Source organism: uncultured Succinatimonas sp., from assembly GCF_905203285.1.
GTDB lineage: Bacteria > Pseudomonadota > Gammaproteobacteria > Enterobacterales > Succinivibrionaceae > Succinatimonas.
In genome coordinates, this window is sequence record NZ_CAJKVK010000070.1 from 1 (window position 1) to 11089 (window position 11089).

The 11089-nt window shown below is 42.1% G+C and carries 10 protein-coding genes, 1 tRNA gene, 1 other RNA gene and 1 pseudogene; 4 read left to right on the plus strand and 9 right to left on the minus strand.

The window, feature by feature from the left end; genetic code table 11:
• The first annotated feature begins 74 nt into the window (after positions 1-74).
• The 3 genes from QZ019_RS07420 (at position 75) to QZ019_RS07430 (ending at position 3013) form a co-directional block, all read left to right on the plus strand.
• On the plus strand, positions 75-587 hold the full coding sequence (locus QZ019_RS07420) for a GNAT family N-acetyltransferase (protein ID WP_295483768.1): 513 nt from the start codon (positions 75-77) through the stop codon (positions 585-587).
• Positions 588-677: 90 nt separating this feature from the next.
• On the plus strand, positions 678-1484 hold the full coding sequence (locus QZ019_RS07425; protein ID WP_295483770.1) for a hypothetical protein: 807 nt from the start codon (positions 678-680) through the stop codon (positions 1482-1484).
• Between the two features lie 131 nt (positions 1485-1615).
• Positions 1616-3013, plus strand: a complete 1398-nt coding sequence (locus QZ019_RS07430) for an MFS transporter (protein WP_295483773.1) — start codon at positions 1616-1618, stop codon at positions 3011-3013.
• Between the two features lie 22 nt (positions 3014-3035).
• Here QZ019_RS07430 and QZ019_RS09905 read toward each other — a convergent pair.
• The 6 genes and pseudogenes from QZ019_RS09905 to rsmI all read right to left on the minus strand — a co-directional run.
• Positions 3036-3245: pseudogene (locus QZ019_RS09905) on the minus strand (type II toxin-antitoxin system YafQ family toxin); the annotation flags it as partial.
• 60 nt (positions 3246-3305) lie between these two features.
• Positions 3306-3611 (minus strand): type II toxin-antitoxin system RelB/DinJ family antitoxin, encoded by a 306-nt coding sequence (locus QZ019_RS07435; RefSeq protein ID WP_295483776.1) that lies wholly within the window; start codon positions 3609-3611, stop codon positions 3306-3308.
• Positions 3612-3813: 202 nt separating this feature from the next.
• Positions 3814-3896: transfer RNA gene (locus QZ019_RS07440), tRNA-Leu, on the minus strand.
• Positions 3897-3993: 97 nt separating this feature from the next.
• Positions 3994-5970 (minus strand): transglycosylase SLT domain-containing protein, encoded by a 1977-nt coding sequence (locus QZ019_RS07445; protein ID WP_295483778.1) that lies wholly within the window; start codon positions 5968-5970, stop codon positions 3994-3996.
• 202 nt (positions 5971-6172) lie between these two features.
• An RNA gene (gene rnpB, locus QZ019_RS07450) (RNase P RNA component class A) lies at positions 6173-6545 on the minus strand.
• 28 nt (positions 6546-6573) lie between these two features.
• Positions 6574-7419 carry a 16S rRNA (cytidine(1402)-2'-O)-methyltransferase gene (gene rsmI / locus QZ019_RS07455; protein ID WP_295483781.1) on the minus strand — a complete coding sequence of 282 codons (846 nt, stop codon included), beginning with the start codon at positions 7417-7419 and terminating at the stop codon, positions 6574-6576.
• An 88-nt stretch (positions 7420-7507) separates the two neighbouring features.
• Here rsmI and QZ019_RS07460 point away from each other — a divergent pair, with 88 nt between their 5' ends.
• The gene (locus tag QZ019_RS07460) at positions 7508-9259 is read left to right on the plus strand and encodes a penicillin-binding protein activator (protein WP_295483784.1); all 1752 of its coding nucleotides are present in this window, start codon (positions 7508-7510) and stop codon (positions 9257-9259) included.
• Positions 9260-9317: 58 nt separating this feature from the next.
• On the opposite strand, the gene QZ019_RS07465 is transcribed toward QZ019_RS07460, so the two are convergent.
• The 3 genes from QZ019_RS07465 to rplM form a co-directional block, all read right to left on the minus strand.
• Positions 9318-9794: a ClpXP protease specificity-enhancing factor SspB gene (locus QZ019_RS07465; protein WP_295483787.1), complete on the minus strand. Its 477-nt coding sequence runs from the start codon at positions 9792-9794 to the stop codon at positions 9318-9320.
• Between the two features lie 114 nt (positions 9795-9908).
• Positions 9909-10301, minus strand: coding sequence for a 30S ribosomal protein S9 (rpsI, locus tag QZ019_RS07470; protein WP_294566837.1), 393 nt, complete (start codon positions 10299-10301; stop codon positions 9909-9911).
• A gap of 14 nt (positions 10302-10315) precedes the next feature.
• Positions 10316-10744, minus strand: a complete 429-nt coding sequence (gene rplM, locus QZ019_RS07475) for a 50S ribosomal protein L13 (protein ID WP_009143457.1) — start codon at positions 10742-10744, stop codon at positions 10316-10318.
• Positions 10745-11089 lie beyond the last annotated feature (345 nt).

Here is an 11089-nt window from a genome sequence, read left to right on the forward strand (position 1 = left end):
ACCGAATAAGAAAAATAAAAAATCCGATTTTTACCTAGACTGTAAATTTCAGGTTCTTTTATAAAATTTTCCATATGGACCTTATTCCCTGCAACGACAAGGAAACCTTCATATCCGATATTCAAAAAGCATTTCAGGAAAGCTATGAGAAAGAATTCGGTCCTTGTCCTAAAACCATTCTCCCAAGAAAAGATATAGAGCAGTCTTTCTCAACGGAAGGTGCAAAAATTTTCTTTGCAACAGAGAATGGCAAAATCGTCGGCGGTGCAGTTGTCGTCATCAATGAACAAACCGATATTAATCATTTGGATTTGCTCTACATTAAACCTGATTGCCAAAGCAAAAGTTTAGGCCTTAATATTTGGCAAAGCTTAGAAAAAATGTTTCCTCAAACTAAAAAATGGGAAACCTACACGCCTTATTTTGACAAAAGAAATATCCATTTTTATGTCAATAAATGCGGTTTTCATATTGTTGAATTCTTTAATCCTGCTCACCGGGATCCGAATGTAAAAAACGGAGAAGTTGGCGGAATGGATAAAGAAGTCGGACAATATTTTTTCCGTTTTGAAAAAACTCTTTCTTAACAGAAGCGTAATTTCAAAAAATGTTGAAATCTTTTCGGCAAAGGCAATAATTAACAAAAGCAAAATATCTTTTAATTTAAGAGTAACAAAATGTTCAAAAAAATTACTATTTTTTCTTTGATATCAATACTTGCAGTATGTTCCTGCAACAAAGTCGAAAATCAAGATACCGGAAATAACGCACCGACAATGCAAAACCGTACGGTAAACACTGAAGTTAAACTGCTTGACAGGCTTCCTGCCACCTGTAAAGTCGACAACAGCGACAATTTAGGCTTTTGCCTACCAGGTGATACTTTAATTTACCGTCCCGATCCTAAAAAAGAAGATCAAAAAGATACCCTTGATGTCATCGGTGATTTCTGCGCTCAAGAAAAACCTATTATTCTTACCGACAAAGGCCTTGCCTGTACCTTTAGGGAAAACCGTACTTATACAGCAGATCCGATTAACCAGCAGGCAATTGTCGGCAGCAACCGCACCATCGCCCGTGAGTACTTAAATGCCGTTGCCAAAATTCCCGGCATCAAAGAAGTCGTAAAAGGAATTCAGATTATAAAGCTTGAAAACGGCAGCAAAGACGCACCTGTAATCAATGACAAGAGCGAAGTCGAGATTGAAGCCAAGCTTTTGACTTTGGATTTAAAAGTCCACAGCTATATGTTAAATGACAGACTGTTAATGAGTAATTTAGGCAAAAACAATCCTTTTGCTTCAATTTTGCCAGGACTCAAGCAAGGCGATACCGTAAGAGCTTATATTGATTTTGAAGTATTCCCCGGCATTTGGAACGTATCCAATTCAATGACCGGATTGCCTTATATCTGGGAAGTAAAAATCTTATCCGTTAATGAAGGAAACGAAACGGACTCCACAGCTTCTTCTCAGGAAGATTAGCATCTCATCTACCTCGAGCGCTCTAGCCCGAGGTTTAAAATTACATCAGCGCAAAAGCTCTTTTCTGCCTTTTCCATTACAATATTTAAAGTATCGCGGTAATTTTCACAATCTTTTTACGGGCAAGAAAAATGCGTATAACCTATAACGCACTGCTGTTTTCAGTCTGCATCAGCAGTTTTTTAAGCTCTTTTATGGGTAATGCCATAAATGTAGCTACGCCCTTTATTGCCGCAGATTACGGCGTTCCTCCCGATAATATAACCTGGGTGATAAACGCCTTCATGATAACCTCGGCGGCCTTCTTAATTCCGGCTACGGCGCTTGCCAATTTCAAAGGATATGCGACAATTTACCGCGCAGGATCGATCCTTGCCGCGATTACGTCCGTTATTATTCCGCTTGCCCCTAATTTCTTTACGCTTATTTTATTAAGAGCCTTTCAGGGAATCGCTTTTGCTCTACCGTTTTGTACCGGCATGGCTTTAATCGTCGACAGAACGGCAAAAGAGCAGAGAGCATCGGCCCTTGCCTTCGTGGTTTCATCCGTTTACGCAGGAATTTCCATCGCTCCTTTATTATCAGGTGTCATTTCCGACACTGTCGGATGGGAACAGATTTTTGTTTTAGGCGCTATAGGACAGGCTATCGGCTATGTTTTAGCTTTAAAAGTACCGTCGGACGAGCCGATTGCGCACGGCTTTCCTTTAATAAGAATGATCTTATGTTTTACGGCGATGACTATTTCTCTTTTAACCGTTTCATCGCTTAACATTAATCATTACGCTCTTATTTTTATCTGCGTAAGCATCGCGCTTATTGTTTTGTACCTGCTTGCCGAGCAAAAAGCCAACCGTCCGGTGCTGCCGCTTTCAAGCGTACTTAAAAACACTGATTTCTCGCTGGCACTCGCGATTTCAATGTTAAATTTCATCGCAACTTTTGCCATCGCAATGCTTTTGTCTTTGCATCTGCAGATTGTCTGCGGCTACAACGCGACCTTTACCGGACTTATCTTAATGTCCCAGCCTGTTATGATGCTTGTAGGCTCATCGCTTAGCGCATCTTTGACAAGACGCTTTGGCGTTCATATCCTAACCGTATGCGGAATGGTATTAGTTACGATAGGTTTTGTCGGCTTTACCTTCCTTAAAGTAAGCACCCCGCTCTATGTGATTGCCGTACTTTTATTTATAACGGGATTCGGTACCGGCATCTTCTCTCCGCCCAATACCAATATCGTCATGAGCTCGGTGCCGCGCACGCAATATGCTTTGGCCTCGTCCCTGCAGTCATTAGTCCGTACCGCAGGCATGGCAATTTCCATGGCGGTAATGACTCTTATCTTAAACGCGATGATAAGCTCGGATACTCAGATTCACTCCTATATCGAAGAACTGTCACAAGGCATTGCCTTAATGTTTAAAGTTTCGGCCTTGATGTGTTTTATAACAACCCTTTTAAATCTTTATGCTTCAGTTACTGCTCTTAAAAGAATCAAAGCAAATAACAAACAAACCGATAAATAACATTAACCGCTTTTTCTCTGATTTAAATACCTAAATCGTCATGAGTTTCGGTTCGTAAACACAGCAAAATCAATGAAACGGCATCTTTCAAATAGAACAAGACCCAATTTTTCTTAATATGACAATTTCGTATCCCGTTCATATTAACCATAGCATGATCAAAATATTTAGCCGGAAATTCCTCTCCTGAGTCCAATAAATTAATGACTTCTTCCAACTTAGAAAGATCATAATGACGTTTTTTATCTTTTTAAGATCTTTTAAAAATTTGTAATCAAAATGTACTTTATATTTAAACTTTCTTTAAAGCCTCATGGATTTCACCTTCCGTCTTCATCGGCTTTACATCAGAATTTTTAATCTCGGCAAAAGACTTTCGTGCTTGATATCGAAGCTCTTCTTTAAAATTTTCACTAAGGCGATCATCAAAATCATTCACATCAAAAGCTACTTTAAACGGCAATCCTCCAACCATTAAGGACTTATGTAAAAAAATATTAATAGCTGTTGACAAATCAAGTCCTAAAGACTCAAACATCTTTTGTGATTTTTCTTTTACTTTGTCATTTATTCGTACACTAACTGTTATATTTGCCATGTTTACACCTTTTATTACAAATTAATTAATCTGTAATAAACTATATTATCATGTTAGCAATACTAAACAATCACTTCAGATTTTATCTGCAGCACTTATCACAATAGCATTAAGCAAAAGAGCTTTTATAAAACAAGATAAAGTTAGCTTTAACTAACCAGACGGACAATAAAAAAGACCTGCTATGAGGTCTTCTTCTGAATGGTGCCCAGGGCGGGACTCGAACCCGCACTCTCGCGAACTACCCCCTCAAAGTAGCGTGTCTACCAGTTCCACCACCTGGGCAACGAATTGATGGCGCATATAATATCAAAATTTTTCTTATTGTAAACACCATCTTTAAAAAAATATTTTAACTACATGATTTTAAAAGAAATTAATTTTAATAATTGTAGTTGATTTCATTGGCATAAAGCAGAGCTCCTTCCTTGCCGGTCAACAGTTTCTGATAAATTGCATCGTACAAAAGTACGTTCTGCACATATTTTCGTGTTTCGGCAAAAGGAATATTCTCTACATACATTGCAGCATCACGCTTAATACCGTCTTTTGACTCCCAGCGCACGACACGACCAGGACCTGCGTTATAAGCTGCTGCTGCCAAGATACGATTATTACCGAATTTATCAAGCATATCGCGAAGGTAAGCCGCCCCCAAACGCACATTGTTTGACGGGATCACCAAATCCTGCGTGCCGTTATAGTTCCATGACCTCTGTCTTGAAACCATCTTTGCCGTTCCCGGCATCAGCTGCATCAGACCGACAGCGCCTACGGGAGAACGAATTGACGGATTGAGCATACTTTCCTGACGAGAAATTCCGTACATGAAAGATAAAGAAACGCCCTGCTCTTTGGACTGCTTTTTATAGATGTCAAAATAAACAATCGGGAAGCGGTAAGCCAAAGCGTCCCAACGTCCGGAGCTCACGACGCTGTCGATGGCATAAGCGGTATTTCCCTGTCTTAATGCCCACTCGGCCATAAGCATCGCCACGTCATCATCTGAATTCTTGGCTATTTCACGCCATTCAAACACGGCATCGCCGTCGTCCATGCCGTAAAGTTCAAAGAAACGAATCACCGCAGGATCGTCTTCCACTGTGCCGGGCCATGACACCCATCTTGAAATGGTTTGTTCGTTAAACGGCAGATCCTCATCTAAAAACTGTGCAGCCAAAAAGCCGAAGAAACTGCGATCGGTCGCGACCTCGGCTAAGATTTCGCGGCCTTTTGATCTATGACCTAATTCATAGACGGAACGACCGAGCCAATATTTCCAATTGGTCTGACTTACAAATTCCTTATTCATGCTTTGGAGGAGTTTATAAACAGTCTCCCACTGACCGAACCAAATGGCTCTGCGCAAACGCTGCTCTTTGATATTTTCCGTCCAGCCTACCGCAGGCAGATTTTTGTCCACCAATTTAACGTCAGATAAAGGACGACCGCGCGATAAAAGGTTTTCAGCAAGAATTTTCTTAATGTCGATAGCTTCGATTTCACTTGGCTTAAAGCGGCTTACGAAAGTTGAATATAAATTTGCTGCTTTACTCGGGTTTTGTTTGGCAAAGCGCTTGAACGCAAGTACGGCAATTCGCTTGTCGGCTTTTGAATTCACGCTTAACGAATCAAAAATACTTAACGGATCTGAGTAATACTTCATGTGCTCGTTAACACGCGAAGCAAATGAAGAAGATCTTAAAGATGAAGCTAAGGAATTTGTAGTCTGGCGATATGATTTTTGAATATAAGCGCGTTCAAACTTCTCAAGCTTGATTCTGTCGGTTAAATAACCGCGACTGTTCCAAATAGCGAACAAACCGTTGCAGTCGCTCGGCTGACGGCCAAGCTGCAGATAAAGTTTTGAGGCAAAAGCAACCGCATCCTCACTTCCTTTGCCGTTTTGCCATTTGCTTTCATAAAAACGGCACATCAAAGCTTTTTGCGAAGAGGTAAGCTTGGCGTTCTCATCAAAAGGCTTTTTAGGCAAAAGCTTATCGACAAGCGTATATTGTCCGCGGCTTGCCAAATAATGAACGTAAGTGTTGCGCAAAAGGCGTGACAGCTCCTGCTGCTTATTTTCCTTAATAAAGCGCATCACGTCGTTAAATTTTGCAGTTGACGGCTCACGGGACAGATAAAAATAATCAAGCCATAAATTTAACGGATAGTCTTTAGGCAATGAACTTTGCAAAGCACGGCCTTTTTCAAAATCACCGTCCTTAAATGCCTGCTTTGCCTGCATGTAAGTATCACGATACGAAGACACGGCGGCAGGACTTGCGTCTACGAAAGAAAAGGATTTATCGTAAAGAGGAATTGAAGGGGAAGCTGCCGCCTGCTGAAGTCCCAACATAAAAGCGGCGCTTAAAGCACAATATTTAAATATATCGACAGTTTTCATTTATAAGCACAAACAAAAGAAATAGATGAATAGGCAATTATAGACTTAAACAGGCTAAAAATTATAATCATTTAAAGAAAAAATGCATCTTTAATGCAATTAATAGGCACTAAGCAACAAAGCGCAAATATATGCGGTTTCTTGCCTGTAGAGAATAGCAAGTCAGCCTGTAAGCCGGGTTCTGTTCTGCAAAGCAGCGGCAATCATTCATCTAGACCGACAATCGCTCATCGGTTCAAGCAATCTACCCGTCTCCGGTGCGGACCACACAAAATGGAGACCTATTTGATCTTGCTCCGGGTGGAGTTTACCCTGCCGTTTTTATTGCTAAAAACGCGGTGCGCTCTTACCACACCATTTCACCCTTACCGAAAACAAGTTCCGGCGGTTTACTTTCTGTTGCACTGGTCGTAAGCTCACGCTTCCCAGATGTTATCTGGCACCCTGTCCTATGGAGCCCGGACTTTCCTCCCCTGTGACCGTATGTTAAAACACGCGTGCACAGCAGCGACTGCCCGGCTGACTTGCGGCAAATTATATCATATATGCCTTAATTTACGAGTTTGATTTAAGCTTTAAGGCTATATCATAAAGGCGGTTGCGGTTAATTCCGGTAAGCTCGGATAAAGAAGCGCACACCGCTTTTACGGGAGACGTCTCAATAAGGCTCTTAAGTGCTTTAACTACCTTTTCATCCACCTCTTCATTTTCTTTTGCAGGAGCAGGTCCCACTACTAAAACGAATTCACCGCGAGTACGATTATCATCTTCTTCTAAAAAGGCGGGTAATTCCTTAACCTTCATGCGATACGCTGACTCAAAGGCTTTGGTAAGCTCCCTGCAGACGCATATATCATGCTCGGGAATAATTTCAGCCATCACTTTTGCGGTGTTTTTAACGCGTCTTGGCGCTTCATAAAAGACGGTAGTAACTGAATTTGACGTTAAAGTCGAAATTTTTTCCCTAAGCTCTTTGTCCTTTACCGGCAAGAAACCTGCAAAAAGGAAGCTGTCAGTCGGAAGTCCAGCCATTTCAAGCGCGGTAATAGCGGCGCAAGGGCCAGGGAGCGGTACCACCTTGACGTTAAGCTTTGCGCACAAAGACACTACCCTATAACCCGGATCTGAAATCAAGGGGGTTCCGGCGTCGCTTATCAAAGCGACCGATCCGCCTTTTTCGATTTCGTTTTTAATAATTTCAACGCGCTGCTCTTCGTTATGGTCATGGCAGCTTATCATTCTCGTGCCTTTTACCCCGATATGGTCAAGCAATAATTTTGAATGCCTAGTATCCTCGGCGGCAATCAAAGTAGTGTTTTTTAAAACTTCTATAGCCCTAAGCGTAATATCCTGCATATTGCCAATCGGTGTCGGGACAATATAAAGCGCACTCTCTAACATCTAAAATTCCTGTTATTTCTCAAAAGGATCAGCATTTTTTACCTATATATTTTATAATATTAAAAGTTTTATCATCGGGAAAAATATCGTGAAAAATCATTCTTTCGTTCATACGATAAGGGTTTGCGCGTTAAGTGCGGCACTTGCCGTTTTCTTAAGTTCCTGCGCAATGCAATCCGCAAAAACCGGCTTAAGTACTGACACTGCTTTCGGACCTTTAACCCAATCCACTGCCCAATATCGTCAGCTCGTTAACACCTCGGATACCGACTCACAATATCAGGCGATGATTCTGCTTGCCCGCAGCTATATCACCTCAGGTGATTTGACAAGCGCCAAAGCAATCGTTTCAGACTTAAACGGACTTGCCATTACCCCGTTGCAGCAGGATGAAGCCAAAATAGTCTCGGCTTTAATCAACGTTAATGAAAACAATTTAATTGAAGCTGCATCAACTCTTGAAAAAGTCAACGCTTTAACCCTGCCAAAGCAGGCTGAAGCTTACTACCATCAGTTAAACTCAAGAGTACAAGGCAACCTTTATAAACAGACCGGCAACAAAGACAATCTGCTTAAAGCTTATGAAAGCCAGAAAGTCTTAGTCGATTTGGTTGATAATGACTCGAAAAAAACCGTTTTAAACGAAACCGTCAAAAATCTTGAGCTTTTAGGTCAAAACGATCTGTCGCTTGAGCTTGAGCGCGCTACCGATCCTCTTGACAGCGGATATTTTGAGTATGCCATCATCGACAGCTCAAAAAACCGCGGCGCCAAGCAAGAACTGTTAAATCAGTTTGCCGACAAATATCCGTCACATCCTTTAAATCAGCTTATAAACGCAAGATCCGCAGCTCTTGAGACTTTAGCTCCGGCGGTCGATTCTGCAGCAAGCAGCGCTTTACCGCAACTTAAAAACGGAGATGAAGTCGCCGTAATCCTTCCTTTAAGCGGACGCTTTGTCGAAATGGTCGGCAAACCAGCCCAGCTCGGTATTTTGGCTGCTTTAAAAGATCGCTCTGAAAAGGTCAACGTTACTTTCTACGACAGCAACGTTTTGACTATGGATCAAATCATTAATGCCGCCAATCAAAAAGGCACCGCCTTTATTTTAGGCGCCGTATTAAAGCCTGAAGTATCTGATTTGATTGCATCCGGCACCAAGATCCCCGCTATCGTCTACAACAAGGTTGAAGCTATTCCTGACAATATTTGGTACTTTGACTTAAGCCCTGATTACGAAGGTGCTCTTGCCGCTGCCAAAATGATGCGTGACAACCGTCAGGATCCTGTGATTTTCGCATCAAGTGCGGCAAAGAACCAGCGCGCGGCTCAGGGCTTTAATCAGTTATGGAGCAAAGTTAAGCATCAAAACGCTACCGTATGCTCTTTTGAAACCGTAACCGATGCCGGTACCTCAGTTACCAACTGCCCGATTTCAGGTAAAGACAGCGCTTACATTAACGCTAATGCCATGGAAGCTGCCGCAGTTAAAACCAAGCTCCCAAGCTCCATGCCTGTCTATCTGACGGCTTCAAGCAATCCTGGCCTTAACAACTCATCTCTTGAAATCGCGATGAGCGGCGCTCACCTTGGCGACAGTCCTTGGATGCTTACCGATACTCCGATTAAGCAGTCTCTCTTTAACGCCATGCCAAAAGCCAATGCGTTAGTTCAAAGAATTTTCGCTACCGCTTATGACAGCGTTAACACTGCATTTAATTTAAACAATCTTAACCAGAATAAAGCCGACGTACTTCACGGTCTTACCGGTGATATCCAAATCAACGGTCACTTAATTGAAACCGCTCCACTTTGGGTTATCGCAGGCACTGCGCGTTAAGCTTGAATCTCAAAAATAATAAAGGCCCCGCGGGGCCTTTTTATTTATCCGTAAAAAATTAATCGTCCTTTAAAATCGTAAACGAAGGTCCGCTGTCTTTCTTTTCCCCTTCATCCTTTTGCTCATCCGTCTCATCAGTTGAATCATCAACGGTTGAAAAACCTACGACGTTATCGTTATCATCAGACTCTTCCTGCTCACCCTCTTCATCCTCAGGATCGGGGGTAAGCCACATTTCAAGCGGATAACGAATTTCATTTTCAACGGCAATTAAATCAAGCATTGCGTTGTAAGGAATTACGATAAACTCATCCTGTCCGTTAAAGCGGGCATAAAAAGAAATATCTTTCTGATCAATTGAAAAGTTTCTTACGGCACGGGAAGAAATGGACAAAACGATCTTTCCGTTGCGTACATAACTTTGAGGAACCTGAACCCCTTTTACTTCAGCGTTTACCAAAAGATGCGGGGTGATTTCATTATCAATAAGCCAATCATAAAAGGCTTTAAAAATATAAGGGTTAAAACTGCTCATCCGCTGCATGGTTTTGCTCCTGTTTTTTCTTGTAATTATATTAAGAGCGCCCAAAATAAAAAACCCCTGCCGGTTTTCCGACAAGGGTCTTGAAACACAATCCGTACGAAACGATTAACGCTTGGAGTACTGCGGACGCTTACGGGCCTTATGGAGACCGACCTTCTTACGCTCAACGCTACGGGCATCACGAGTAACGTAACCTGCCTTACGTAAAGCGGGACGGAAGCTCTCATCGTATTCCATCAAAGCACGGGTAATGCCGTGACGAATAGCACCGGCCTGTCCTGAAATACCGCCGCCGATAACGGTAACGTAAATGTCGAACTTATCGGCTACATCTAAAAGCTCTAAAGGTTGAGCAACAATCATGCGAGAAGTAGGACGACCGAAATACTGCTCTAAAGAACGGCCATTAATGACCATCTTACCGGTACCCTGTTTAATGAAAACGCGGGCAGTTGAACTCTTACGACGTCCGGTACCATAATACTGATTTACAGCCATTTGCTATTGCTCCTTTAAAACTTTAAAACCTGAGGCTGCTGAGCTGCATGTTCATGAGTCTCACCAGCATATACTTTGAGTTTGCGGAACATAGCACGGCCTAACGGTCCCTTCGGAAGCATACCGCGAACGGCAGTTTCGATGACCTGCTCAGGCTTGCGAGCAATCAATTTCTCGAAAGACTCTGACTTAATTCCACCAGGGAAACCGGTGTGATGATAGTACATCTTGTCAGTAGCCTTATTGCCGGTAACCTTAACCTTGGAAGCGTTGATTACGATGATGTAATCACCGGTATCCATGAACGGGGTGTACTCGGGCTTGTGTTTGCCGCGAAGGCGTAAAGCAATTTCAGTAGCGAGGCGGCCGAGAGTCATTCCGGCTGCGTCAACAACAAACCAGTCACGTTTAATAGTGGACGGCTTGGCAACATAAGTTTTCATCAAAAAACCCTTTTTTGAAGGATATCAATCCTTTAAAACTACCCGGGAATATCCCGGTCTCTTTACCAAACAGAAATCTTTTTAATTTCCGCATTAAGACTACCGAGTGGGAATTCGGAGCTTAATTAGAGGGGCTGCAAAATTATACACGAAATGACTTGAGGAAACCAGTAAAACAAGCTTTATTCACGATATTTTTTTACACAGAAAAATGCGCTGATGGAGCTAGGTTTTATCAGGATCTTTAATTATTTCTAAACTTAAAAAGACAAGGAAAAAGCGAAAAGATCTTATAGAATGCAAATAGGGCCGCAAGAGGCAAACTTTCATAAAACGACATAGAAA

What these genes read in the sequence shown, in the direction of transcription:
- QZ019_RS07430 (WP_295483773.1), top strand. Translation starts at nt 1,616, where the DNA reads ATGCGTATAACCTATAACGCACTGCTGTTTTCAGTCTGCATCAGCAGT.
- QZ019_RS07445 (WP_295483778.1), bottom strand. Translation starts at nt 5,970, where the DNA reads ATGTTGGGACTTCAGCAGGCGGCAGCTTCCCCTTCAATTCCTCTTTAC.
- QZ019_RS07420 (WP_295483768.1), top strand. Translation starts at nt 75, where the DNA reads ATGGACCTTATTCCCTGCAACGACAAGGAAACCTTCATATCCGATATT.
- QZ019_RS07465 (WP_295483787.1), bottom strand. Translation starts at nt 9,794, where the DNA reads ATGAGCAGTTTTAACCCTTATATTTTTAAAGCCTTTTATGATTGGCTT.
- rsmI (WP_295483781.1), bottom strand. Translation starts at nt 7,419, where the DNA reads ATGTTAGAGAGTGCGCTTTATATTGTCCCGACACCGATTGGCAATATG.
- rpsI (WP_294566837.1), bottom strand. Translation starts at nt 10,301, where the DNA reads ATGGCTGTAAATCAGTATTATGGTACCGGACGTCGTAAGAGTTCAACT.
- QZ019_RS07425 (WP_295483770.1), top strand. Translation starts at nt 678, where the DNA reads ATGTTCAAAAAAATTACTATTTTTTCTTTGATATCAATACTTGCAGTA.
- rplM (WP_009143457.1), bottom strand. Translation starts at nt 10,744, where the DNA reads ATGAAAACTTATGTTGCCAAGCCGTCCACTATTAAACGTGACTGGTTT.
- QZ019_RS07435 (WP_295483776.1), bottom strand. Translation starts at nt 3,611, where the DNA reads ATGGCAAATATAACAGTTAGTGTACGAATAAATGACAAAGTAAAAGAA.